General features: G+C 68.8%; 20 protein-coding genes. 8 read left to right on the forward strand and 12 right to left on the reverse strand.

The genetic code is table 11. The annotated features are described in order from the left end of the window. Positions 1-53: 53 nt before the first annotated feature. From prcB to arc, 5 genes are all read right to left on the reverse strand, one after another. Entirely contained in the window at positions 54-899 is an 846-nt protein-coding gene (prcB, locus tag ABR737_RS10980; protein WP_350249996.1) for a proteasome subunit beta, read from the reverse strand. Further along, on the reverse strand, positions 851-1,243 hold the full coding sequence (locus tag ABR737_RS10985) for an endonuclease domain-containing protein (RefSeq protein WP_350249997.1): 393 nt from the start codon (positions 1,241-1,243) through the stop codon (positions 851-853). Before ABR737_RS10985 ends, prcB begins: the two co-directional genes overlap by 49 nt. Positions 1,244-1,290: 47 nt before the next feature. After that, on the reverse strand, positions 1,291-1,509 hold the full coding sequence (locus tag ABR737_RS10990) for a ubiquitin-like protein Pup (protein ID WP_088796879.1): 219 nt from the start codon (positions 1,507-1,509) through the stop codon (positions 1,291-1,293). A gap of 189 nt (positions 1,510-1,698) precedes the next feature. Continuing rightward, entirely contained in the window at positions 1,699-3,210 is a 1,512-nt protein-coding gene (dop, locus tag ABR737_RS10995) for a depupylase/deamidase Dop (RefSeq protein WP_350249998.1), read from the reverse strand. Between the two features lie 276 nt (positions 3,211-3,486). Then, positions 3,487-5,253, reverse strand: a complete 1,767-nt coding sequence (gene arc / locus ABR737_RS11000) for a proteasome ATPase (RefSeq protein ID WP_350249999.1) — start codon at positions 5,251-5,253, stop codon at positions 3,487-3,489. A gap of 249 nt (positions 5,254-5,502) precedes the next feature. Between arc and ABR737_RS11005 the strand changes: the two genes are divergently transcribed. Further along, the gene (locus ABR737_RS11005) at positions 5,503-5,796 is read left to right on the forward strand and encodes a ferredoxin (RefSeq protein WP_088796882.1); all 294 of its coding nucleotides are present in this window, start codon (positions 5,503-5,505) and stop codon (positions 5,794-5,796) included. A 45-nt stretch (positions 5,797-5,841) separates the two neighbouring features. On the opposite strand, the gene ABR737_RS11010 is transcribed toward ABR737_RS11005, so the two are convergent. The 3 genes from ABR737_RS11010 to ABR737_RS11020 form a co-directional block, all read right to left on the reverse strand. After that, positions 5,842-6,414, reverse strand: a complete 573-nt coding sequence (locus ABR737_RS11010; RefSeq protein ID WP_350256745.1) for a hypothetical protein — start codon at positions 6,412-6,414, stop codon at positions 5,842-5,844. A 202-nt stretch (positions 6,415-6,616) separates the two neighbouring features. Next, complete coding sequence (locus ABR737_RS11015) at positions 6,617-7,543, reverse strand: tRNA (adenine-N1)-methyltransferase (RefSeq protein WP_350250000.1); 927 nt, start codon at positions 7,541-7,543, stop codon at positions 6,617-6,619. A 215-nt stretch (positions 7,544-7,758) separates the two neighbouring features. Then, a complete protein-coding gene (locus tag ABR737_RS11020) occupies positions 7,759-9,024 on the reverse strand; it encodes a site-2 protease family protein (protein ID WP_350250001.1) in 1,266 nt (421 codons plus the stop codon). Between the two features lie 174 nt (positions 9,025-9,198). On the opposite strand from ABR737_RS11020, the gene ABR737_RS11025 reads away from it, so the two are divergent. Both ABR737_RS11025 and ABR737_RS11030 read left to right on the forward strand, forming a co-directional pair. Beyond that, positions 9,199-10,194 (forward strand): RecB family exonuclease, encoded by a 996-nt coding sequence (locus tag ABR737_RS11025; RefSeq protein ID WP_350250002.1) that lies wholly within the window; start codon positions 9,199-9,201, stop codon positions 10,192-10,194. A gap of 55 nt (positions 10,195-10,249) precedes the next feature. Then, positions 10,250-10,921, forward strand: a complete 672-nt coding sequence (locus ABR737_RS11030) for a response regulator (protein ID WP_088796887.1) — start codon at positions 10,250-10,252, stop codon at positions 10,919-10,921. Positions 10,922-11,016: 95 nt separating this feature from the next. On the opposite strand, the gene ABR737_RS11035 is transcribed toward ABR737_RS11030, so the two are convergent. The 4 genes from ABR737_RS11035 to metH form a co-directional block, all read right to left on the reverse strand. Continuing rightward, positions 11,017-12,615, reverse strand: a complete 1,599-nt coding sequence (locus ABR737_RS11035) for an ABC transporter substrate-binding protein (RefSeq protein ID WP_350250003.1) — start codon at positions 12,613-12,615, stop codon at positions 11,017-11,019. An 89-nt stretch (positions 12,616-12,704) separates the two neighbouring features. Next, on the reverse strand, positions 12,705-14,312 hold the full coding sequence (locus tag ABR737_RS11040; RefSeq protein ID WP_350250004.1) for an ABC transporter substrate-binding protein: 1,608 nt from the start codon (positions 14,310-14,312) through the stop codon (positions 12,705-12,707). A 363-nt stretch (positions 14,313-14,675) separates the two neighbouring features. Then, the gene (locus ABR737_RS11045; protein ID WP_350250005.1) at positions 14,676-15,389 is read right to left on the reverse strand and encodes an HAD family hydrolase; all 714 of its coding nucleotides are present in this window, start codon (positions 15,387-15,389) and stop codon (positions 14,676-14,678) included. A 300-nt stretch (positions 15,390-15,689) separates the two neighbouring features. Continuing rightward, the gene (gene metH / locus ABR737_RS11050) at positions 15,690-19,199 is read right to left on the reverse strand and encodes a methionine synthase (RefSeq protein ID WP_350250006.1); all 3,510 of its coding nucleotides are present in this window, start codon (positions 19,197-19,199) and stop codon (positions 15,690-15,692) included. 269 nt (positions 19,200-19,468) lie between these two features. Between metH and ABR737_RS11055 the strand changes: the two genes are divergently transcribed. The 5 genes from ABR737_RS11055 (at position 19,469) to ABR737_RS11075 (ending at position 25,385) form a co-directional block, all read left to right on the forward strand. Beyond that, a complete protein-coding gene (locus tag ABR737_RS11055) occupies positions 19,469-20,233 on the forward strand; it encodes an IclR family transcriptional regulator (protein ID WP_350250007.1) in 765 nt (254 codons plus the stop codon). A gap of 229 nt (positions 20,234-20,462) precedes the next feature. Then, positions 20,463-21,251, forward strand: coding sequence for an MIP/aquaporin family protein (locus ABR737_RS11060; RefSeq protein WP_350250008.1), 789 nt, complete (start codon positions 20,463-20,465; stop codon positions 21,249-21,251). A gap of 49 nt (positions 21,252-21,300) precedes the next feature. Next, positions 21,301-22,851, forward strand: a complete 1,551-nt coding sequence (gene glpK, locus ABR737_RS11065; RefSeq protein WP_350250009.1) for a glycerol kinase GlpK — start codon at positions 21,301-21,303, stop codon at positions 22,849-22,851. 2 nt (positions 22,852-22,853) lie between these two features. Continuing rightward, complete coding sequence (locus tag ABR737_RS11070) at positions 22,854-24,458, forward strand: glycerol-3-phosphate dehydrogenase/oxidase (protein WP_350250010.1); 1,605 nt, start codon at positions 22,854-22,856, stop codon at positions 24,456-24,458. A 255-nt stretch (positions 24,459-24,713) separates the two neighbouring features. Continuing rightward, positions 24,714-25,385 (forward strand): FadR/GntR family transcriptional regulator, encoded by a 672-nt coding sequence (locus ABR737_RS11075; RefSeq protein ID WP_350250011.1) that lies wholly within the window; start codon positions 24,714-24,716, stop codon positions 25,383-25,385.

Below are 25,385 nucleotides of genomic sequence, written 5' to 3' on the forward strand. Positions count from 1 at the left end.
CCTGTCAAAAGCTCTCTCGGTAGCTGGGGGAGCATTGCGGAACATCCGTCCCGTCAGAGCAGCGCGGCGCGCGGGCCGTCGGGCTGTTCGAGGCGGCGCTCGTGCACGGCACGGGCGATCTGCGAGACCTCGTCGTCGGTGAGCCTCTTGAAGCCGTCCTCGGTGATCACCGTGACGATCGGGTAGATCCTCCGCCCCATGTCGGGCCCGCCGGTCGCAGAGTCGTCATCGGCCGCGTCATACAGGGCCTGGACGACGGCGGTGGCGGCCTGATCCTCCGTGAAATCCTCCCGGAAGAGCTTCTTCAGCGCACTGCGCGCAAAGACCGAGCCGGAACCCGTCGCCGCATAGCCGTGCTCCTCCGACCGCCCGCCGGTCACGTCGTACGAGAAGATCCGGCCCTTCTCGCGGTCGAGGTCATAGCCGGCGAACAACGGCACCACGGCCAGGCCCTGCATGGCCATGCCCAGGTTGCTGCGAATCATCGTCGACAGACGATTCGCCTTGCCCTCCAGGGAGAGTTGGGCGCCCTCGACCTTCTCGAAGTGCTCCAGCTCCAGTTGGAAGAGCTTGACCATCTCCACCGCGAGGCCCGCCGTGCCCGCGATGCCGACCGCCGAATACTCGTCGGCCGGGAAGACCTTCTCGATATCACGCTGCGCGATGACATTGCCCATGGTCGCCCGCCGGTCGCCGGCGAGCACCGCGCCTCCGGGGAACGCCGCGGCAACGATCGTCGTGCCGTGCGGCGCCTCGATGGCACCCTGCACCGGCGGCAACGGGCGGTTGCCCGGCAGCAGCGTGGGCGAGTGCTCACCGAGGAAATCCATGAAGGACGAGGATCCAGGCGTCAGGAAGGCAGCTGGCAGACGCCCGGTGATTCGGGTATTGGCTTCCACACGTTTCCTTCCAGATACTCGGCCGCCCGCCTCAATACGTCCGGCCGATCCTTGAATTGACCCAAGGCTGCACTGCAACTGAAGCACAGTACGCCTCGGACCTTACCCGTCTCGTGATCGTGATCCACCTGCACGGGGTGGGCAGTGCTCGCGGCCCGCCGGCACCACCACGCGCGGCCGGACGTTGCACCCCTTGGCCATCTGACGAGCCTGGTGGCAGGCCGGCGCGCACCCCCGGCAGCGGGCCGGCAACCCACCAAGCATCGCCCTGTTCCTTGCGAAGGCTGTCCGCGGCTTGTCCTCCGTGCACCACGGACAGCCTTCACGCCTGACTCTTCTGGCACTCGAAGCCCCCGCCGCCGCAAGCCTTCGATCCCAAGGGCATCGAGGCCTACTGACCGCCCTTTTGAACGAAGGAGCGCACGAAATCTTCTGCGTTCTCCTCGAGGACATCGTCGATCTCGTCCAGCACCGAGTCCACGTCGTCCGACAACTTCTCCTGGCGTTCCTTGAGGTCTTCCGAGGCCTGCGCGTCCTCTGTCTGCTCCTCGACCTCTTCCGTGGAACGCGTGGCCTTCGCCTGTCCGCCGCCGCTGTCCTTGGTCGCCATGTCCCTCACCCCGCTCGGTTCGCCCCGCTCGATGTGACCTTCAAGATCCGACCCTACAAGCAGGGTCCGACATCGGCCCTGCAGTTGCTGCAACGCCCGGGAGTCACCTCATTGATTCCCGCACCGCGGCGATTTCAGCCGCGGATCGGCTGTGGATCTTGAGGAATTCTGTCGTGCACCTGCCGAAACTCAGCGTCCGGACAGCGTCCTCACCAGCTCCTCCGCGGTACGGCAGCGGTCAAGAAGCTCCTTGACGTGCTTCCGGGTCCCCCGCAGCGGCTCCAGGGTGGGAACCCGTTGCAGGGAGTCACGCCCGGGCAGATCAAAGATGACCGAATCCCATGAGGCGGCCGCGACATCGTCCGCGTACTGCTCGAGGCAGCGGCCGCGGAAGTAGGCCCTGGTGTCCTCCGGAGGCTTCTGCTCGGCCCGCTCGACCTGGGGCTCGTCCAGGAGCCGCTTCATCTTCCCGCGGGCCGCCAGACGGTTGTACAGGCCCTTCTCGGGCCGCACGTCGGCGTACTGCAGGTCGATGAGGTGCAGTCGCGCCGCGTCCCACTCCAGGCCGTCGCGGCGCCGGTAGCCCTCCATCAGCTCCCGCTTGGCGACCCAGTCCAGCTCGCCGGACAGGCTCATCGGGTCGTTCTCCAGCCGGCCGAGCACGTCCTCCCACCGGGTCAGGACGTCCTTGGTCTGCTCGTCCGCATCCGCTCCGTAGCGGTCCTCGACGTATTTGCGGGCCAGCTCGAAGTACTCCATCTGGAGCTGTACGCCGGTGAGCGTGCGGCCGCTGCGGAGCGTGATCAGGTGTTGCAGGGAGGGGTCGTGCGAGACCTGGTGGAGGGTGCGCACCGGCTGGTCGACGGCCAGGTCGACGGCGATGAAGCCGTCCTCGATCATCGAGAGCACCAGGGAGGTGGTGCCCAGCTTCAGGTACGTCGAGATCTCGGAGAGGTTCGCGTCCCCGATGATCACGTGGAGCCGGCGGTACTTCTCCGCGTCCGCGTGCGGTTCGTCGCGGGTGTTGATGATGGGCCGTTTGAGCGTCGTCTCCAGCCCGACCTCCACCTCGAAGTAGTCGGCGCGCTGGCTGAGCTGGAAGCCGTGCTCGTGGCCGTCCTGGCCGATGCCGACCCTGCCTGCGCCGGTGATCACCTGGCGGGAGACGAAGAACGGCGTCAGGTGCCGCACGATGTCCGAGAAGGGGGTCTCCCGCTTCATCAGGTAGTTCTCGTGCGTCCCGTAGGAAGCGCCCTTGTTGTCGGTGTTGTTCTTGTAGAGGTGGATGGGCTGGGCGCCGGGTACCTGGGCGGCCCGTTCGGCCGCCTCGGCCATGATCCGCTCGCCGGCCTTGTCCCACAGCACGGCGTCACGCGGGTTGGTGACCTCGGGGGCGCTGTACTCGGGGTGGGCGTGGTCCACGTAGAGCCGGGCGCCATTGGTGAGGATCACGTTCGCCAGGCCGATGTCCTCGTCCGTGAGCTGGCTGGCGTCCGCGTTGTCACGTGCGAGGTCGAAGCCGCGGGCGTCCCGCAGCGGGTTCTCCTCCTCGAAATCCCAGCGGGCACGGCGTGCCCGGTGCATCGCGGCCGCGTAGGCGTTGACGACCTGGGACGAGGTGAGCATGGCATTGGCGTTCGGGTGACCGGGGACGGAGATCCCGTACTCCGTCTCGATTCCCATTACTCGCCGTACGGTCATGCGGCCCTCCTTGCCCGGCGGCGCCCCCGGATGGGGTCGGCGCTCAAGTACCGCTGTGCCTCCGGTCCGTGCGCGTGCCCCGCGCCCGCACAGGGTGACGCAGCGATACCGAAGAGCCTAGAACGCCTTTGCGGCGCTGGGGAGATCATTACAGTCATTGCTCCAGTCCGGTTTTCCCTGGTCCACCGCGCCCTTATGGGGTGCGGTTCCGGCTCCCCCGGAAATGCGTCCGGCTGCGGACGCCCCGTGCAGGACATCCGCAGCCGGAGAGCGGTGTTACAGGTATTGGCCGGTATTCGCCACCGTATCGATGGAACGACCGGTGTCCGCGCCCTGCTTTCCGGTGACGAGCGTACGGATGTAGACGATCCGCTCGCCCTTCTTTCCGGAGATACGGGCCCAGTCGTCCGGGTTGGTGGTGTTGGGCAGGTCCTCGTTCTCCTTGAACTCGTCCACGCAAGCCTGGAGGAGGTGGGAGACGCGGAGCCCCTTCTGATTGTGTTCGAGGAAGGCCTTGATGGCCATCTTCTTTGCGCGTCCTACGATGTTTTCGATCATCGCACCTGAGTTGAAGTCCTTGAAATAGAGGACTTCCTTGTCACCATTGGCGTAGGTGACCTCCAGGAAGCGATTCTCCTCGGATTCCGCGTACATCTGCTCAACGACCGACTGGATCATTCCGCTGACTGCGGCCTTCCGCGAGTCGCCGTGTTCGGCGAGATCGTCGGAGTGCAGTGGCAGCCTTTCCGTGAGGTACTTCGAGAAGATGTCCTTGGCGGCCTCCGCGTCCGGGCGCTCGATCTTGATCTTCACGTCGAGACGGCCGGGGCGCAGGATCGCCGGGTCGATCATGTCCTCGCGGTTCGAGGCACCGATCACGATCACGTTTTCCAGGCCCTCGACACCGTCGATCTCGGAGAGCAGCTGCGGGACAATGGTGTTCTCCACGTCCGAGCTGACACCGGACCCCCGGGTACGGAAGAGGGAGTCCATCTCGTCGAAGAAGACGATGACGGGGGTGCCCTCGCTCGCCTTTTCCCTGGCCCGCTGGAAGACCAGCCGGATGTGCCGCTCCGTCTCACCGACGTACTTGTTGAGCAGCTCGGGGCCCTTGATGTTGAGGAAGAAGCTCTTCCCCGCGGGCTGCCCGGTCACCTCGGCGACCTTCTTGGCAAGGGAGTTGGCGACCGCCTTGGCGATGAGCGTCTTGCCACAGCCCGGCGGGCCGTAGAGCAAGACGCCCTTGGGCGGGCGGAGTTCGTGCTCCTTGAAGAGGTCGGGGTAGAGGTACGGAAGCTCGACCGCGTCCCGGATCAGTTCGATCTGGCCGCCCAGACCGCCGATCTTGGTGTAGTCGATGTCCGGAACCTCTTCGAGGACGAGCTCCTCGACCTCGCTCTTCGGGATGACCTCGTAGACGTAGCCGGAACGGGGCTCGAGGAGCAGGGCGTCGCCGGGGCGGATGGTGATGTCCAGCAGCGGCTCGGCGAGCCTGACCACCCGTTCCTCGTCGGTGTGCCCGATCACCAGGGCGCGCTCGCCGTCCTCGAGGATCTCCTTGAGGGTGACGATGTCGCCGGCGCTCTCGTACTCCATGGCCTCGACCACGTTGAGCGCTTCATTGAGCATGACCTCTTGGCCGCGCCTGAGGTCCCCGGTCTCCACACTGGGGCTGACATTCACCCGGAGCTTTCTGCCTCCGGTGAAAATGTCGACCGTGTCGTCCTCGTTCGCCTGCAGGAAGACACCGAAGCCGGCCGGCGGCTGCGCGAGCCGGTCGACCTCCTCCTTGAGCGCCACGATCTGGTCGCGGGCCTCGCGGAGAGTATTGGCGAGACGCTCGTTCTGCGCCGAGACGCCGGCCAGGTTGGTCTGCAGCTCGACGATCCGCTCTTCGAGAATCCTCGTGTGACGCGGAGAGTCGGCGAGCTTGCGTCGCAGGACGGCGATCTCCTGCTCGAGATAGGCAACCTGGCCGGCGGGATCTTCAGACCCCCGCCCCGGCCGGATGCCGCGGTTGATGTCGTCGTCGTGGGCTGCCACGGTCCTCACCTCCTCCAAGGAGCTGGACGCTTCCTGACCCTACCTGGGCCGGTGCAGGTTGAAACCCCTAGATCGAAAAGACTGTCGGGGCGTGTCCGATCTTCACCCTTGCGCACGTCCTCACGCCAAGGGAATACCCACCCAACAACATCGGAAAGCGAGCGGTTGTATCGTCGAGTCGGTCAACACCCGTCAGGGCTGGCGCCACTTAGACAAAAACGGTTCACGTACGCAGGAACGGCAGGCGAGATGACCGCACAGGACGAAGCCCCAGAGCTGGAAGTATGGATCGACCAGGATCTGTGCACCGGGGACGGCATCTGTGCGCAGTACGCGCCGGAGGTCTTCGAGCTCGACATCGACGGGCTGGCTTATGTGAAGAGCACCGAGGACGAGCTGCTGCAGGACAAGGGGGCCACAACCCCCGTCCCGCTGAAGCTGCTCGATGACGTCCGGGACTCCGCGAAGGAGTGCCCCGGGGACTGCATCCACGTCCGCCGGGTCAAGGACCTGGTCGAGGTCTACGGCCCGGACGCGGAGTAGCCGGCGCGGCGCGGACCGCGCCGGCCGGACACATGATGTGACAGATCACAGACTCTGGGTGCTCATAGCCGCGGGGAGTTCGCTCTGGACGAACTTCCCGCCCTTCCACTGCCATTTGACGCTCTGGTGCACATCGGGGCAGCAGCGCGGGACGTCGAGCGTGGAGTAGCCCAGCAGGGCCGCTGAGATCGCGCCATCCTTGACCGTCAGGGTTTGGACGGTGCGGCGGCGGGCGGGGTCGAGGAGGGTCGCCACGATCCGGGGTGCGGCCTTGGGGCCGGACGGCTGCGCGAGGACGTAGACGCCGCTGGGCGGGGTGCCGGTCTGGCTGTGGCAGCGGACGACGGCAACGGTCTCTGTCGTGCCGTCGCCGTCGAGGTCCCCGGAGGCCTTCTTCACCACGTCGAGGCGGTTGGGGCCGCAGTCGACCGGAAAGGTCACCTTGCCCGGGTCGGGGGCCGCGGTGCGCGGGCCGGCGGCGGCAACAGGGGAGGTCGTGGCCTTGGCGGCGGGAGGCTGGACGAAGGATGCGGCCGCCACGACCGCCGAGATGGCAGTGGCAGTGGCGAGCCAGTGCATAGGGCGCGGCTGGGTGTGCAAAAGGTCCTGGCCTGCCATGGGCTGCACGCGGGGTAACTCCTGTGAAGTGCTGTAGCGGTGGGAGTGCCCAGCATCGTTCCACAGGAGGGTGCGCCAAGGAACCGGCCCGGCCGGAGTTTTCCGTGCAGATCCGGTGGGGGAAACGACGGAGCGCCGCCGGCGGTTCCCGGAGGGGAACTCGTCGGCGGCGCCTGGTGATTCGGTGGCCGGATCCGGGCGGTCAGCCGCGCTCGGCGGAGCTGCCCTGGGAGGCAGCCGCCTGGTCCTTGCCCGGTCCGGTGTAGTCCTCGCCGTAGGCGCCCTTGGCGGGGCGGCGGCGGCGCAGCGGGGGCTCGACGCCGTCGGCGAGCCGGCGGGCGGTCAGCAGGAAGCCGGTGTGGCCGATCATGCGGTGGTCGGGGCGGACGGCCAGGCCCTCGACGTGCCAGGTGCGGACCATGGTTTCCCAGGCCGAGGGCTCGTTGAAGGTGCCGTGTTCGCGGATCGCCTCGACCGTGCGGGCCATCTGCGTCGTCGTCGCGACGTAGGCGCAGAGGATGCCGCCGGGGACCAGGGCCTTGGAGACGGCCTCCAGGCACTCCCAGGGGGCGAGCATGTCGAGGATGACGCGGTCGACGTCGGCGTCGGAGAGGTTGTCCTGCAGGTCACCGACGGTGAGCGTCCATGCGGGGTGCGGACCGCCGAAGTAGCGCTCGACGTTCTGGGTGGCGATCTCGGCGAAGTCGGCGCGGCGCTCGTAGGAGTGCAGCATGCCGTCGTCGCCGATGGCGCGCAGCAGGAAGCTGCTGAGCGAGCCGGAGCCCACACCGGCCTCGACGACGCGGGCGCCGGGGAAGATGTCGGCCATCGCCAGGATCTGCCCCGCGTCCTTGGGGTAGACCACGGCGGCACCGCGGGGCATGGACAGGACATAGTCGGGGAGCAGCGGGCGCAGCGCGAGGTAGGCGACGTTCCCGGTGGTACGGACAACGCTGCCCTCGGGAGCACCAATCAGCTCGTCGTGGGGGAAAGCTCCCTTGTGGGTGTGGAAGCTTTTTCCCTCTTCGAGCGTGAAGGTGTAGTGGCGTCCCTTGGGATCGGTGAGCTGGACCTGGTCCCCGACCTTGAAGGGCCCGCGACGGCGGGCGGCACCGGTCGGTTCGGACATGTGACCAGCCTACCGGCCCGTTGGGACGCCGCGGACCAGTGGGCAGGGCGAGTGAGCCGAAGGGGGCGCGCCGGTGTCGAGAGGGCATGGGGGTGCCCCCTGGTCGAGCGCAGCCGAGAGCTTGGGGGAGAGCGCAGGGCCCGACGGAGGAGGGAGCGAGCGCGGTCGCTCCCTCGACACCGGCTTCTGCGCTCCCGGAGGCGAACCGAGCCCTGTTAAGCAGCCTTGCGGGCCATGGCGGAGACGAAGGCCCGCTCGACGTCGGCGGTGGACAGGACGCCGTAGATCTCGCCGGTCTCCTCGATGACGAGGTATTCGGTGGCGGGGGTGGCGCGCAGGTACTCCAGAAGGTCCTCGCCGGCGAGTTCGGCGGAGACCCGCATACCGTCCTTGAGGTCCTGGGCGAGGGTGCCGACGGCGACCCAGGGGCGGCGGTGGTCGGGGACGCCGATGATGGCGGCCTCGCGGACGAGGGCGGTGGGGGTGCCCTGGCGGTCGACGACGACCAGGGCGCGGGCGCCGGCGTCGTTGGCGCGGCGCAGCGCCTCGGAGAGCGGGGTGTCGGTCTCGACGGGGACGGCGCGCCGGGTCAGGGTGCGGGCGGTGAGGTCGGGGAGCCGTTCCCGTAGCCGGGCCATGCGCAGGCTGTTGCCGGCGCCGGTCCAGATGATCGCGGCGAGGATCGCGGCGAGCAGGGCGTCGGTGAGCGAGTCGGCGCCGCCGATCTCGGGGCGGGCGGTGCCGAGGACGCCGGTGTGGGTGACCAGCGGCAGGCCGATGAGGACGGTGACGGCGAGCGCGCGGCCGACCCAGGCGGCGGCGATGGTGCCGCTCATGGGTTTGCCGGTGATCTTCCAGACGATGGCGCGCAGCATCCGGCCGCCGTCCAGGGGGAGCCCGGGCAGCAGGTTGAAGATGGCGACGATGAGGTTGGAGATCATCAGGCCGGCGAGCAGGACGCCGGGGACGGTGCGGGGTTCGACCAGCTGCATACCGGCGTAGAAGACCCCGGCGAGGACGAGGGAGAGCAGCGGGCCGACGAAGGCGAGGACGAACTCCCTGCCGGGGGTCTCGGTCTCCTTCTCGATCTCCGAGACGCCGCCGAAGAACTGCAGCTGGATGCGCCGTACGGGGAGCTTGAAGCGGAGCGCGGCAACGGTGTGGGCCAGTTCGTGGACGAGCACCGAGGCGTAGAAGGCGACCGCGAAGAACAGCGAGACGAGATAGCGGGCGGCGCCGAGCTCGGGCAGTACGCGCTCCAGCTGGCCGCCGAAGACCCAGGTGATCAGGGCGGCGACGAGGAACCAGCTGGGCGCGACGTAGACGGGCACACCGAAGGGACGGCCCATCAGGATGCCGCCCCCGCCGGGCTTCCGCTTGCGCGGCGTGGGTGCCTTGGGCCCGTTGCTGCCCTCGGGCGGCTCGGGCGGCTGGGGCCGCACGGACTCCTCGGGGTCCTGCGACTTCCCGCTCTCGTCCACGGCGTCCCCTCATCGAATACGGCATTCGCCCCTGCTCGGCCTGATATCTCGATCATGCAGGGCGCAGGGGTCCAGGGTCGATGGTATGCGGAGTGCCCCGGCCCGATCCGCTGCGGGGCCCTTGCGCGGTGACCCGTCCGCGCCTGTCAGTGGCGGGCCGTAGGGTTTTGTGGCATGGGATGGAGCACGGAGCAGGCCGAGGCGGGCACACAGGGCGGGGAAGCCGGGGCGGGCACGGAGGCTGCCGGGGCGGGCACGGAGGCTGCCGGGGCGGGCACGGAGGCTGCCGGGCCGGGGGCGCCGGGCGGGGAGCGGACGCCGCGGCCGCCGGTGGCGCTGTCGCCGTCGCGGGCGAGCGATTTCATGCAGTGTCCGTTGCTCTACCGCTTCCGGGTGATCGACAGACTGCCCGAGAAGCCGAGCCCGGCGGCGACCCGCGGCACGGTCGTGCATGCCGTGCTGGAGCGGCTCTTCGATGCGCCGGCGGCGGAGCGTACGGCCGTCGGAGCGCGGGCGATGGTCCCGGGCGAGTGGGAGAAGCTGCTGGCCAAGCGGCCGGAGCTGGCGGAGCTGTTCGCGGACGACGCGGAGGGCGAGCAGCTGGCGCAGTGGCTGGCACAGGCCGAGGCGCTGGTGGAGCGGTGGTTCTCGCTGGAGGACCCGACGCGGCTGGAGCCGGCCGACCGGGAGCTCTATGTCGAGACGGTGCTGGAGTCGGGGCTGCAGCTGCGGGGGTTCATCGACCGGGTGGATGTCGCGCCGACGGGTGAGGTGCGGATCGTCGACTACAAGACCGGCAAGGCGCCGCGGCCGCAGTTCGCCGAGGGCCCGCTGTTCCAGATGAAGTTCTATGCGCTGGTGATGTGGCGGCTGCGCGGTGTGGTGCCGCGGCGGCTGCAGCTGGTCTATCTGGGCAGCGGCGATGTGGTGACGTACGACCCGGGTGAGGCCGATCTGCGGGCCGTGGAGCGGAAGTTGCTGGCGCTGTGGGAGGCGATCCGGCTGGCGACGGAGACCGGCGACTGGCGGCCGCGGCCGACGAAGCTGTGCGGCTGGTGCGACCACCAGGCGCACTGTCCGGAATTCGGCGGCACTCCCCCGGTGTATCCGCTGCGGATCCGCCCGCCGGAGGGCGGCGGGGTGCCGCAGGGCAGAATGGGGGACATCTAGCGCAGTTGCCCTACCAGGCGCCGATCGCCCGGACAGGCCTGTCAAAGGAGAGCTTGTGGCCATCCGCGTCCTGCTGGTCGACGACCAGCCCCTGCTGCGTACGGGATTCCGGATGATTCTGGAGGCGGAGCAGGATCTGGCGGTGGTCGGGGAGGCCGGTGACGGTCTGCAGGCGCTGGAGCAGGTGCGGGCGCTGCAGCCCGATGTGGTGCTGATGGACATCCGGATGCCCCGGATGGACGGCGTCGAGGCGACCCGGCAGATCACCGGGCCGGCGAAGGACGGCCCGGCGAAGGTGCTGGTGCTGACGACGTTCGATCTGGACGAGTACGTCGTCGAGGCGCTGCGGGCGGGGGCCAGCGGCTTCCTGCTCAAGGACGCGCCGGCCCATGAGTTGGTGCAGGCGATCCGCGTGGTGGCGGGGGGCGAGGCGATGCTCGCCCCGAGCATCACGCGCCGGCTGCTGGACAAGTACGCCGGGCATCTGCCGTCGGGCGAGGAGCCGGTGCCGGACACGCTGCACACCCTCACCGAACGCGAGGTGGAGGTGCTGAAGCTGGTGGCGCGCGGGCTGTCGAATGCGGAGATCGCCGCGGATCTGTTCGTGAGCGAGACGACGGTGAAGACGCATGTGGGTCATGTGCTGACGAAGCTGGGGCTGCGCGACCGGGTGCAGGCGGCGGTGTACGCGTACGAGAGCGGGCTGGTGCGCCCCGGCGCCCAGTAGCCGGCGGGGCCTGACGGCCCGGCAGACGAACGACGGCGGGGCCGGCCCGGGAAAAACCTCCCCGGGCCGGCCCCGCCGTCGTGTGACAGGTCCGGTCAGGCCTCGGACGACTTGCTGATCTCCCAGAACCGGAAGACGGTCGAGGGGTCCAGGGTCCATTCCAGGCCGGAGACCCCTTCGCGGGCCACCGCGTACTGCTTGCCCTGCCAGAGCGGGATCATCGGCACGTCCTGCGCGACGATGTCCTGCAGCCGCCGGAATTCGGACTTGGTGGCGCCCCGGTCCGGCTGGTCGGCCGTCTTGGGCAGCAGGTGCCCGGTGATGGTGGGCGAGCTGTAGTGGTTGGCCACCACGCTGTCCTTGCCGAAGAACGGCGCGGTGAAGTTGTCGGGGTCCGGATAGTCGGGGATCCAGCCCTTGACGTAGACGCCGAACCGGCCGGCGGCCACGCCCTGCTCGTACTGCTTGGTGGGCAGGGTGCGCACCTTGGCGTCGAACAGGCCGTTGGCGTTCAGCTGTTGGGCGATTTCCTCGAAGGCCGGGACGGTGCCGGGGCCGAAGCGGTCGGGGGTGGCCCACAGCGTGAGCGGCACCTTGCCGTTGAAGCCGGCCTGGCGCAGCGCCTCTTTCGCCTTGTCGGGCTTCGGGCTGTCGCCGTAGGTGTTGAAGAAGGAGGTGCTGTGGCCGGTGATGCCGGCCGGGACGATCGAGTACAGCGGTACCGCGGTGCGCTGGTAGACGTCCCGGACCAGGGTCGAGCGGTTCAGGAGGTAGGCGATCGCCTTGCGGACGCCCAGCTTGCCGGCGACCGGGTCCTTGACGTTGAAGACCAGGTGCATGACCTCGGCGCTGGCACCCTCCACGACCTGGGTGCCGTGCTGCTGCTTCAGCGAGGCGTTGTCGAGTGCCGCGATGTCCTTCATGGACAGACCGCGGTAGGCGACATCGACGTCGCCCTTCTCGACGGCCGTCTTGAGCTTGTCGGGGCGGTTGAAGAACTTCACGGTCATCCCGGAGTTCTTGACCTTGGCGGGGCCCTTGTACGAGCCGTTGACGCCGAAGACGGCCTTCTGGGAGCTGTACTCCTTGAGGGTGTAGACGCCGGAGCCGGTGGCCTTGCCGTCGGTGCGCAGCCGGTCGGCGGGGTAGTCCGCGTGGTCGACGATCGAGCCGGCGCCGGAGGCTATCTTCATCGGGAAGGTCGCGTCGGGCGTCTTCAGCCGGAAGATCACGGTCTTGGCGTCCGGTGCCTCGACCGAGTTGAGCGCGGAGAACATCACGGCGGGGCCGTTGCGGTCCTTGATGCGCCGGGTGCGGTCGAAGGAGTACTTGACGTCCTTGGAGGTCAGCGCGTCACCGTTGCTGAACTTGAGGCCGTCCTTGAGGGTGCAGCGGTAGACCTTGCTGTCACCGTCGGTGAAGCCGCAGCGTTCGGCGGCCTCCGGCTCGGGGGTGGTGCCGCCCTTGGGGAAGCTCAGCAGGGACTGGAAGACGTTGTTGAACAACAGCCATGATCCCGGCTCGTAGCCGGATGCCGGGTCGGTGGACTGGACCTTGTCCGTCATTCCCATGACCACGGGCTCGCCGGTGCCGGCCGCCCCCGAGTCGTCCGTGCCGCACCCGGCGACCGCGAGCAGAGCTGTGGCCAGCCCCGCTCCGATCGGGGCAGCCAGCCACTGGTCACGCTTCCTCACTAAACGGTCCTCACGTTCTGGGTGGTGCCTGTCGGGCCGTGGCGGGGAAGCCGCGGCAGGGGTGTACTGCATCGGTCGGACCCGCGGGCTCAGTCGGCGACGCCGCGGCCGAGCTCCCAGATCTGCAGCGACGAGGAGGAGTTGAGGGCCCACTCGATGCCGGTGACGTCATCGCGGGCGACCACGTACTGCTTGCCCTGCCACAGCGGGAGCAGCGGTACATCGTCGGCGATCAGGTCCTGCGCCTGCTTGAAGTTGGCCGCGGCGGCGTTGCGGTCGGTCTGCTGCCGGCTGTCCGGGATCAGCTGCGACTCGATCTTGGGATTGCGGTACGGGGAGCCGAGGAAGTTCTGCTTGCCGATGAACGGCGCGATGTAGTTGTCCGGGTCCGGGATGTCCGCGAACCAGCCCATGTTGTAGACGCTGTACTTCCCGTGCAGGGAGTCGGTCCGGTACTGCTGCCAGCTGTCGACGCCCTTGACGCTGACGTCGAACAGCTTGGTGCTGTTGAGCTGGGTCTGCAGCGCACGGACTTCCTTGCCGGTGCTGGAGCCGTAGTGGTTCGTGGTGTACGCGAGGGTGAACTTCACCGGGGTGGTGACGTTCGCCTGCTGCAGCGTCTTACGGGCCGCGGCCACACTGGGGTTCCCGTACTTGCTGAAGAACGAGTTGATGTGACCGGTGAGGCCGGTGGGAACCATCGAGAAGAGGGGGTCGCCGGTGTAGGCGTAGACGTCGCGCACCAGCTCCGAGCGGTTGACGATCTGCGCCATCGCCTTCCGCACGGCCTTGTTGGAGACGGCCGGGTCCTTGGTGTTGAAGGCCAGGTAGCGGATCTCCTGCCCGGGCATCTCCTGGATCATGACGTGCTTGTCCTGGGAGTTCTGCAGGCCCCGGATCTGGTCGGGCGACAGCCCGCGGTACATCAGATCGACATTGCCCTTGCGCAGCGCCTGCTCCGTGCCCTTGGAGTCGGCGAAGAAGCGCATCTCGACCTTGTCGTTCTTCACGTTCACCCCGCCCTTGTAGCCGGGGTTCTTGGTGAAGGTGGCCTTGGTGATGCGGTTGTTCTTGCGCTCCGTCTTCAGCGTGTACGGGCCGGAACCGACCACGTCGAAGCCGCTGTAGAGACGGCCCTTGGGGTACACCTCGCTGTCCACGATGGCCGCGGCGGGGGTGGCGAGCTTCTGCGGGAAGGTGGCGTCCGGCTTGCGGAGGTGGAAGACCACCTCCTTGTCGCTGGGCGCCTCGACCTTGTCGATGTCGTCGAGCAGCGAGACCGGACCGTTGGTGTTGTTGATGGTCCGCATCCGGTCGAGGGAGAACTTGACGTCCTGTGCCGTCAGGGCGTGTCCGTTCGAGAACTTCAGGCCACTGCGCAGGGTGCAGCGGTACTGCTCGTTCTGGGTGTCGCGGAACCCGCAGGACTCGGCGGCCTCGGGTACCGGCGCGGTGCCGGTCCTGGGCAGCCGCATCAGCGTCTGGAGGGTGCCGCGCAGCATGTTCCACGTATCGACGTCATAGGCCTGCGCCGGGTCGAGCGGCGCGGGCGCCGCCTTGGTCGCCTCGATCTCGGTGGAGACTCCCACGACGATCGGATCGCCGCCTTCGCCCGCGCCGTCCGTGCTGCCGCAGGCTGCGAGAACGGGGGCGAGGAGACCGGCCAGCGCCGGCAGCACCAGGGTCTTGCGATTCATCGTCGGCAGGTTCCTTATCAGCGCAGAGGTGTTGCTCGCGTCGACATTAGTAGGAACGGCCAGCCACTCTCAGACACAAAGGAGTTGATTCGATATGGGCTCCGGATAACGACGGGTGGGTGATCGATATCCGGACGGTGGAACGATTCGCGCGTTGCTCCACCAATCCGGACACTTACCCCCGCCCAAAACCCCCGGCAGCCCCTCTGGAACACCCATGGGCACCACTGTCGACGGCCCGGCACGTGAGAAACGTCACGCGTTCAAGGATCCGCGGCGAGGCCGGAATTCGGCCAGCACATTCGTCACGGAAAATGAGCGGGCCGCTCCCCTCGGTTCTGAGGGGCATTCTCCGGGACACGCTCAGTGCACGGCTCCCCGGCTTTCCGTGATGAGCGTACGGAGAAATGGCAGATCCACTTCTTCCAGCGAGGGCACGACCGTACGGCCCGCGACCGGCGGGATCGGCGCCACCGAGGGCACCGCGACGACCGGGCAGCCCGCGGCCTCACCTGCGGTCACACCGGTCAGCGTGTCCTCGATGACCGCGCAGCACGCCGGGTCGGCCCCCAGTCGCGCGGCGGCCGTCAGATACGGGTCCGGGTGCGGCTTGGTGCGCTCCAGGTCGTCGCCCGCCAGGGTCAGCCGGAAGTTCTCCGGGCCCAGGGAGTGCAGCATCTGGTCGACGATGGCGCGGTGCGAGGCGGAGACCAGCGCGGTCGGCACCTCGTGGGCGGCGAGTTCGGCCAGCAGTCTGCGGGCGCCCGGCATCAGCGGGACGCCGCGCCCGACCCGGGCCAGGAAGGCGGCGTTGAGCAGCACGCTGAGCTCGGTCAGGCTGATGTCGACGCCGGTGGCCTGAATCAGATACCCGGCACTGCGGGTCATCGGGCCGCCGACCACGACCTCGCGGTGGGCGTCGTCGAGGATGTGGCCGAGCTCGGCAAAGACTTCCGCCTCCGCCTCCCACCAGAATCCCTCGGTGTCGACGAGCGTGCCGTCCAGATCGAGGAATACGGCTTGGAGGGTCGCGGGTTCGGCCGTTCGGGTGCCGACTGCGGGGATGCTGCTGGTCATCCATCCACCTCCGTTGCGACGTCCCCGGAGGGACGAAAGGGCCGGTCGCCATCCCCGGCTGGGGAAACGACCGGCCACTACCGGACCGATAAGTGTACGACGGTACGGACCGGAATGCGTGGTGAGCGAGGTCAGGGCCGTTCCGGAGGGGTTTTGGGGCGGCCCCGGCCCGCTCACGGCCGTTCCGGAAGGGCCCCCGGGCGGGCCCCGGGCGGGCCCCGGCCCGCTCACGCGGGATCACCGAGCGTCACGACGACTCTCGCGGCGCTCCCGCCCCCGAGTTCGCGCCGGGGCGCCCCGCTACCGGGCGTTGAAGTACTTCGCCTCCGGGTGGTGGATGACGATGGCGTCGGTGGACTGCTCGGGGTGCAACTGGAACTCCTCGGAGAGCTCCACGCCGATCCGCTCCGGCTGCAGCAGGTCGGCGATCTTGGCGCGGTCCTCCAGGTCGGGGCAGGCGCCGTAGCCCAGCGAGAAGCGCGCGCCGCGGTACTTCAGCGCGAACATGTCCTCGACGTCGGCCGGGTCCTCGCCCGCGAAGCCCAGCTCGGCGCGGACCCGGGCGTGCCAGTACTCGGCGAGGGCTTCGGCCAACTGGACGGACAGGCCGTGGAGTTCGAGGTAGTCGCGGTAGGAGTTGGCCTCGAAGAGCTCGGCGGTGGCGCCGCCGATCCTGGAGCCGACCGTGACGACCTGGAGGCCGACGACATCCCTCTCGCCGGTCTCCTCGGGGCGGAAGTAGTCGGCCAGGCACAGGCGCCGGCCGCGGCGCTGGCGGGGGAAGGTGAAGCGGGTGCGCTCGGTGCCGTCCTCGTGCAGCAGGATCAGGTCCTCGCCCTTGGACACACACGGGAAGTAGCCGTGCACGACGGCGGCTTCCAGCAGGTTCTCGGTCTGGAGCTTGTCGAGCCAGCCCCGCAGCCGGGGGCGGCCCTCGGTCTCCACCAGCTCCTCGTACGTCGGGCCGTCACCGGTGCGGGCCTGCTTGAGACCCCACTGCCCCTTGAAGAGGGCGCCCTCGTCCAGCCAGGACGCATAGTCGGCGAGCTGGATGCCCTTGACGACGCGGGTCCCCCAGAACGGCGGCTCGGGGACCGGGTTGTCGATGGCGACATCGGAGCGCACCGCGCCCTCGGGCTCCTCGACCTCCAGCACGGCCGTGTCCCGCTTGGGCACCCGGCGCTGCTTGAGTTCGGGGAGGGTGGCGCCGGGCACACCGCGCTTGACGGCGATCAGGGCGTCCATCAGGCGCAGGCCCTCGAACGCGTCGCGGGCGTAGCGGACCTCGCCCTCGTAGATCTCGTGGAGGTCCTGTTCGACGTAGGCGCGGGTCAGCGCGGCGCCGCCGAGGATGACGGGGAAGTCGGCCGCCATCTTGCGCTGGTTGAGCTCTTCCAGGTTCTCCTTCATGATCACCGTGGACTTGACCAGCAGGCCGGACATCCCGATGACGTCGGCGCGGTGTTCCTCGGCGGCTTCCAGGATCGCCGAGACCGGCTGCTTGATGCCGAGGTTGACCACGTTGTAGCCGTTGTTGGACAGGATGATGTCGACGAGGTTCTTGCCGATGTCATGGACGTCGCCGCGGACGGTGGCCAGCACGATGGTGCCCTTGCCCTCGTCGTCGGACTTCTCCATGTGCGGCTCCAGGTAGGCCACCGCGGTCTTCATGACCTCGGCGGACTGCAGCACGAACGGCAGCTGCATCTGCCCCGAGCCGAACAGCTCACCGACGACCTTCATGCCCTCCAGCAGGGTGTCGTTGACGATGTCGAGGGCCGGACGGTCCTGAAGGGCCTCTTCCAGGTCGGTGTCGAGGCCGTTCTTCTCACCGTCGATGATGCGCCGCTTGAGGCGCTCCTCCAGCGGCAGGGCCAGCAGCTCCTCGGCCCGCCCGGCCTTCATCGACTTGGTGTTGACGCCCTCGAACAGCTCCATCAGCTTCTGCAGCGGGTCATAGCCCTCGCTGCGCCGGTCGTAGACGAGGTCGAGGGCGGCCTTGACCTGCTCCTCCTCCAGCCGCGCGATCGGCAGGATCTTGCTCGCGTGCACGATCGCGGAGTCCAGGCCGGCCTTGACGCACTCGTCCAGGAAGACGGAGTTGAGGACGATGCGGGCGGCCGGGTTCAGGCCGAAGGAGATGTTGGACAGACCGAGCGTGGTCTGGACGTCCGGATGACGCTTCTTCAGCTCGCGGATCGCCTCGATGGTGGCGATGCCGTCGCCCCGGGACTCCTCCTGGCCGGTGCAGATGGTGAAGGTCAGGCAGTCGATGAGGATGTCCGACTCGTGGATGCCCCAGTTGCCCGTCAGGTCCTCGATCAGCCGCTCGGCGATGGCGACCTTGTGCTCGGCGGTGCGGGCCTGGCCCTCTTCGTCGATGGTGAGCGCGATCAGTGCCGCGCCGTGTTCTGCCGCCAGCTCGGTGACCTTCGCGAAACGCGACTCCGGGCCGTCCCCGTCCTCGTAGTTGACGGAGTTGATCACCGCTCGGCCGCCGAGCTTTTCCAGGCCGGCCTGGAGGACGTTCAGCTCCGTGGAGTCCAGCACGATCGGCAGGGTGGAGGCGGTGGCGAACCGGCCGGCCAGCTCCTCCATGTCGGCCACCCCGTCCCGGCCGACGTAGTCGACGCACAGGTCGAGCAGGTGGGCACCCTCACGGATCTGGTCGCGGGCCATCTCCACGCAGTCGTCCCAGCGGCCCTCCAGCATCGCCTCCCGGAACTTCTTCGACCCGTTGGCGTTCGTCCGCTCGCCGATCGCCAGATACGAGGTGTCCTGGCGGAACGGCACCGTCTGGTACAGCGAGGCGGCGCCCGGCTCGGGGCGCGGCTCACGGGCGGTGGGGGCGGTGCCGCGGACCCGCTCGACGACCTGTCGCAGATGCTCCGGCGTCGTACCGCAGCAGCCGCCGACCAGCGAGAGGCCGTACTCGGCGACGAAGGTCTCCTGGGCGTCGGCCAGCTCCCCGGCCGTCAGCGGATAGTGCGCCCCGTCCTTGCCCAGCACCGGCAGACCCGCGTTCGGCATACACGCCAGCGGGATACGGGAGTGCCGGGCCAGGTAGCGCAGGTGCTCGCTCATCTCGGCGGGGCCGGTGGCGCAGTTCAGGCCGATCATGTCGATGCCCAGCGGCTCCAGCGCCGTCAGCGCCGCACCGATCTCCGAACCCAGCAGCATGGTGCCGGTCGTCTCCACGGTCACCGAACAGATCACCGGCAGGTTGGTGCCGGTGGCCTTGAGCGCCCGGCGGGCACCGAGAATGGCGGCCTTGGTCTGCAGGAGGTCCTGGGTGGTCTCCACCAGCAGGGCGTCCGCGCCGCCGGCGATCATGCCCTCGGCGTTCTGCTGATAGGCGTCACGCAGCGTGACATACGGGGCGTGGCCCAGCGTCGGCAGCTTGGTGCCGGGCCCCATGGAGCCGAGGACGTAGCGCTGCTGCCCGGTGGAGGCGGTGAACTCGTCGGCCACCTCACGGGCGATCCGTGCGCCGGACTCCGACAGCTCGAAGACCCGCTCGGCGATGTCGTACTCCGCGAGCGCGGCGAAGTTCGCGCCGAAGGTATTGGTCTCCACGCAGTCGACACCGACCGCGAAGTACTCCTCGTGCACCGAGCGCACGATGTCGGGCCGGGTGACGTTGAGGATCTCGTTGCAGCCCTCCAGCTGCTGGAAGTCCTCCATGGACGGATCCTGCGCCTGCAGCATGGTGCCCATCGCGCCGTCCGCGACGACCACCCGCGAGGCCAGGGCCTCGCGGAACGATGCGACGCGGGTCGTGCTGATGGGCGATGGCGTGTTCGAGGCCATGGAGATGCTCCCGTGGTTGCGACGGCTGTCGGCTTTGCACCCTCCTTCAGAGGGCGCACCCGGCCAGCGTAGCTGCCGGTCCGGTACACGTGTTCCCCGTTCCACGCCGTGGACAGCACTGCTGCGCCCCGCTTCCACCCCGCTGCGCGCCCATCCGTGATCGTTGGCAGACTCCGTTCGCCCAGCAAAAGGTTGCAGAACGCTGACTCCAGTCGGCATGGACCGATATCGTTCAGCATTGTCGAACCGCTCACTTCGGAGGTTGCCCGATGGCACGCACCATCCAGTCGCTGGAGCGCGCCGCAGCGATGCTGCGGCTGCTCGCGGGAGGGGAACGGCGACTGGGACTCTCCGACATCTCCTCCTCACTGGGACTGGCCAAGGGCACCGCCCACGGGATCCTGCGCACGTTGCAGCAGGAGGGTTTCGTCGAGCAGGACGCCACGTCCGGCCGCTATCAGCTGGGCGCGGAGCTGCTGCGGCTGGGCAACAGCTATCTGGACGTGCACGAGCTGCGCGCCCGCGCCCTGGTGTGGACCGACGACCTGGCCCGCTCCAGCGGCGAGGCCGTCTACCTGGGGGTGCTGCACCAGCAGGGGGTGCTGATCGTCCACCACGTCTTCCGCCCGGACGACAGCCGGCAGGTGCTGGAGGTGGGCGCGATGCACCCGCTGCACAGCACGGCGCTGGGCAAGGTGCTGTCGGCGTACGACCCGGTGGCACACAGCGAGATCGTCGAGGCGGAGCGAACGGCGTTCACCTCGCACACGGTGACCGGGCTGGCGGACTTCGAGCGGCTGCTGGACCTGATCCGGGCGCGGGGCTGGGCCGCGGACGTGGAGGAGACCTGGGAGGGCGTGGCGTCGGTGGCCGCACCGATCCACGACCGGCGGCGGATGCCGGTGGGCGCGGTGGGCGTCACCGGGGCGGTCGAGCGGGTCTGCCAGGAGGGCGATCTGCGGCCGGAAATCATCGCCGCTGTAAGGGATTGCGCACGCGCTGTGTCCCGGGATCTTGGTGCAGGGCGATTCTGACCGGATTCACCCCATAAGTTCACCTAAGTTTTTCGCCACGGAACCCTTGACGGGGTTCTACCGGTGAACAAAACTGCCGTTCGTCGGTCGGCATTGTCGAACACCTAACGGCAATATTCGTTATGGTGGGGCAGTGCCGCGGGCCGACCACCGCCCTCTAGGAGGGCGCGGACCACCGGACGGGACCCGGGGTTCGTCTTCCCCTGGACGAAGGACAAAGGAGTCGCGGGTGTCCAGCTCCGACATCTTCATCAGCGAGACCATCGGTACCGCTGTTCTGATCTTGCTCGGCGGTGGCGTCTGCGCCGCCGTCACGTTCAAGCGCTCCAAGGCGTTCAACGCCGGATGGGTCGCCATCGCCTTCGGGTGGGGCTTCGCCGTCCTCACGGGTGCCTACATCGCCGCGAAGTCCGGCGCCAACCTCAACCCTGCGGTCACCATCGGTCTCGCCATCAAGGGCGGCATCGAGTGGAGTCAGGTGCCGGTCTACTTCGGCGGCGAGATGCTCGGCGCCATGATCGGCGCGGTACTGGTGTGGATCACCTACTACGGGCAGTTCCAGGCCCATCTGAGTGACCCCGAGGTGCTGGCCGACCACTCCGGCGAGGAGGGACTGGTCGACCAGTCCGCTGCCCCGTCGGCCGGACCGGTCCTCGGCATCTTCTCCACCGGCCCGGAGATCCGGAACGCGGTGCAGAACCTGGCCACCGAGATCATCGCCACCACCGTGCTCGTGCTGTCGATCCTCACGCTCGGTCTGAGCGACAACGGAAAGGGCGTCGGCGCCATCGGCACCCTGCTGGTCGCGTTGGTCGTCACCGGCATCGGTCTGTCGCTCGGCGGTCCGACCGGGTACGCGATCAACCCGGTCCGCGACCTCGGCCCGCGCATCGTGCACGCGCTTCTGCCGCTGCGGAACAAGGGCGGTTCAGACTGGGGCTACGCCTGGATCCCGGTCGTCGGCCCGCTCATCGGCGGAGCCATTGCCGGGGGCATCTACCAGGTGGCATTCGCCTGAGCCGCCTGACCGCCCCGACTCCGCCCGCACCGACTTCTTGGAGCACACCATGAGCGACACCCCCAGCACCGCCTCGCACGGCCACGGCCCGTTCATCGCGGCCATCGACCAGGGCACCACGTCCAGCCGCTGCATCGTCTTCGACAAGGACGGCCGGATCGTCTCGGTCGACCAGAAGGAGCACGAGCAGATCTTCCCGAAGCCGGGCTGGGTCGAGCACGACGCCACCGAGATCTGGAACAACGTCCAGCAGGTCGTCGACAGCGCCGTCCACAAGGCCGGGCTCACCGCCGCCGATGTCAAGGCGATCGGTATCACCAACCAGCGCGAGACCACCCTGCTGTGGGACCGCACCACCGGTGAGCCGGTCCACAACGCCATCGTCTGGCAGGACACCCGCACCGACGCGCTCTGCAAGGAACTCGGCCGCAACGTCGGCCAGGACCGCTTCCGCCGCGAGACCGGCCTGCCGCTGGCCTCGTACTTCGCCGGCCCGAAGATCCGCTGGCTGCTCGACAACGTCGAGGGCCTGCGCGAGCGCGCCGAGCGCGGCGACATCCTCTTCGGCACCATGGACTCCTGGGTCATCTGGAACCTGACCGGCGGTGTCGACGGTGGTGTGCACGTCACCGACGTCACCAACGCCTCGCGCACCATGCTGATGAACCTTCACCGTCTCGAGTGGGACCCGAAGATCCTCGCGTCGATGGAGATCCCGGCGGCCGTCCTGCCGGAGATCAAGTCCTCCGCCGAGGTCTACGGCCGCGCCACCGGCGGTGTGCTGGCCGGTGTCCCGGTCGCCTCGGCGCTCGGTGACCAGCAGGCCGCGCTGTTCGGCCAGACCTGCTTCGAGCAGGGCGAGGCCAAGTCCACGTACGGCACCGGCACCTTCATGCTGATGAACACCGGCCACGAGCCGGTGAACTCCTACAACGGCCTGCTGACCACGGTCGGCTACCGCATCGGCGACCAGCAGCCGGTCTACGCCCTGGAAGGCTCCATCGCCGTCACCGGCTCGCTCGTCCAGTGGATGCGCGACCAGATGGGCCTGATCAACAGCGCGGCCGAGATCGAGACCCTGGCCAGCACGGTCGAGGACAACGGCGGCGCGTACTTCGTGCCGGCCTTCTCCGGCCTGTTCGCCCCCTACTGGCGCTCGGACGCGCGCGGCGTCATCGCGGGCCTGACCCGCTATGTCACCAAGGCGCACATCGCGCGCGCCGTGCTCGAGGCCACCGCCTGGCAGACCCGCGAGATCACCGACGCCATGACCAAGGACTCCGGCGTCGAGCTGACCGCGCTCAAGGTCGACGGCGGTATGACCTCCAACAACCTGCTGATGCAGACGATCTCGGACTTCCTGGACGCACCCGTGGTGCGCCCGATGGTCGCCGAGACCACCTGTCTCGGCGCTGCCTACGCGGCCGGACTGGCCGTCGGCTTCTGGTCCAGCACCGACGAGCTGCGCGCCAACTGGCGCCGGGCCGCCGAGTGGACCCCCCGGATGGAAGCGGCCACCCGTGACCGCGAGTACAAGAGCTGGCTCAAGGCTGTGGAACGTTCCATGGGCTGGCTCGATGACAGCACTGTCGAGGAGTAAACATGAGCACCCTGCAGAGCGCCCCGGCACTCGGGACGCACCCGGCCAGTGGTTCGCACGCGAGCCGCGCCGAGACTCGGGAGCAGCTTTCCAAGGCGACGTACGACCTCCTGGTGATCGGCGGCGGCATCCTGGGCATCTCCACCGCCTGGCACGCCGCCCAGGCCGGACTGCGGGTTGCCCTGGTGGACGCCGGTGACTTCGCCGGCGCCACCTCCTCCGCCTCCTCCAAGCTGCTCCACGGCGGTCTGCGCTACCTGCAGACCGGCGCGGTCAAGCTGGTGGCGGAGAACCACTTCGAGCGGCGTGCGGTGTCCCGCCAGGTGGCACCGCACCTCGCCAACCCCCTGACCTTCTACCTGCCCGTCTACAAGGGCGGCCCGCACGGCGCGGCCAAGCTCGGGGCGGGCGTCTTCGCCTACTCGGCGCTGTCCGCGTTCGGCGACGGCGTCGGCCACGTCATATCCCCGGCCAAGGCGCAGCGCGACGTGCCGGAGCTGCGGACGGACAACCTCAAGGCCGTGGCCGTGTACGGCGACGACCAGATGAACGACTCCCGGATGGCCCTGATGACCGTCCGTGCGGCGGCCGCGGCCGGCGCCACGGTCCTCAACCACGCCGAGGTCACCGGCCTGCGCTTCACCCAGGGCCGGGTCACCGGTGCGGAGCTCAAGGACCGTATGGAGGGCGAGGAGTTCGGCGTCAACGCCCGCCTGGTGCTCAACGCCACCGGCCCGTGGGTGGATCACCTGCGCAAGATGGAGGACGCGAACGCGGCTCCCTCCATCCGGCTGTCGAAGGGCGCGCACCTGGTCCTCAAGCGCACCGCCCCCTGGAAGGCCGCGCTGGCCACCCCGATCGACAAGTACCGCATCACCTTCGCCCTCCCCTGGGAGGACATGCTGCTGCTGGGCACCACGGACGAGGAGTTCGAGGGCGACCCGGCGGACGTGTCGGTCACCGAGAAGGACACCGCGCAGATCCTGGACGAGGCGGCCTTCTCCGTCCGTGACCAGCAGCTGTCGCGCGATCTGATCACGTACTCCTTCGCGGGTCTGCGGGTGCTGCCCGGCGGCCCCGGCGACACCTCCAAGGCCAAGCGCGAGACGGTGGTGACCGAGGGCAGCGGCGGCATGCTGTCGGTGGCCGGCGGCAAGTGGACGACCTTCCGGCACATCGGCCGTACGGTCATGAACAAGCTCGCGGCGCTGCCCGGCCACCCGCTGGCCGAGGACATGGAGCCGATCGCACACCTGCCGAAGAAGCTCCCGCTGCCCGGTATCGCCAACCCGAACGCGGTGGCGCACCGGCTGCTCGTCGACGGCGGCACGCCCGGTCCGCGGATGGCCCCGGAGACCGCCCGGCACCTCGCCACCCACTACGGCTCGCTGTCCTTCGACATCGCCCGGCTGGCGAACGAGAACCCGGCACTGGCCGAGCGCATCCACCCGGACGCACCGGAGATCTGGGCCCAGGTCGCCTACGCGCGTGACCACGAGTGGGCCGAGACGGTCGACGATGTGCTGCGCCGCCGCACCACGCTGATGATCCGCGGTCTGGACACGGAGGACGTGCGGACCAAGGTCAAGGACATGCTGGCCGGCTGACGGCGGCACCCGGCCGCTGCGGACGGCGGCCACAGAGCTGACGGCGCCTCACGGTGACGTACAGCGCAGGACGAGGGGGCGGTTCACGGGGCCGCCCCCTCTGTCGTCCCCCTGGGCAGCGCCGCATACGGGAGCGGACGGCGCGCACGAGGGCGGACGGGGGCGGCCTGCCGGGCCATAATGAGCTCAGACATCGGATGTCTGTGACGGCATCCGGATGGCGGTATCCGGGCGGGTGCGAGCGGGGAGGTCGGCATGGCGGTCACCGACGAGGCCATCGAGAAGATCAAGGGCATGATCGTCTCCGGCGCGCTGCGGCCGGGCGACCGGCTGCCGAAGGAGAGCGAGCTGGCGGCCGAGCTCGGCCTGTCCCGCAACTCCCTGCGTGAGGCGGTCCGCGCGCTCTCCCTCATCCGCATCCTGGATGTGCGCCAGGGCGACGGCACATACGTCACCAGCCTCGATCCGCAACTCCTGCTGGAGGCCATGAGCTTCGTGGTGGACTTCCACCGCGATGACACCGTGCTGGAGTTCCTTGCCGTCCGCCGGATCCTGGAACCGGCCGCCACCGCCATGGCGGCCGGCCGGATAGGCCTGGAGGAACTGAACGCCCTGGAGGCCCAGTTGAACGCGCTGGGGCCGAGCCCGTCGGTGGAGGACCTGGTCGCCTGCGATCTGGAGTTCCACCGCGGGATCGTCGCGGCGTCCGGCAACTCCGTGCTCTGCTCACTGCTGGACGGGCTGTCCGGGCCGACCACCCGGGCCAGGATCTGGCGGGGGCTGACGCAGAAGGACGCGGTGACCCGCACCCTCACCGAGCACCGCGCGATCCTCGGCGCGCTGCGCGACCGGGACGCGGAGGCGGCGCGGGCGTGGGCGACGGTGCATATCGCCAGTGTGGAGCAGTGGTTGCGCGCGTCGCTGTGA

Source organism: Streptomyces sp. Edi2 (assembly GCF_040253635.1).
In the GTDB taxonomy this organism is placed as follows: Bacteria; Actinomycetota; Actinomycetes; order Streptomycetales; family Streptomycetaceae; genus Streptomyces.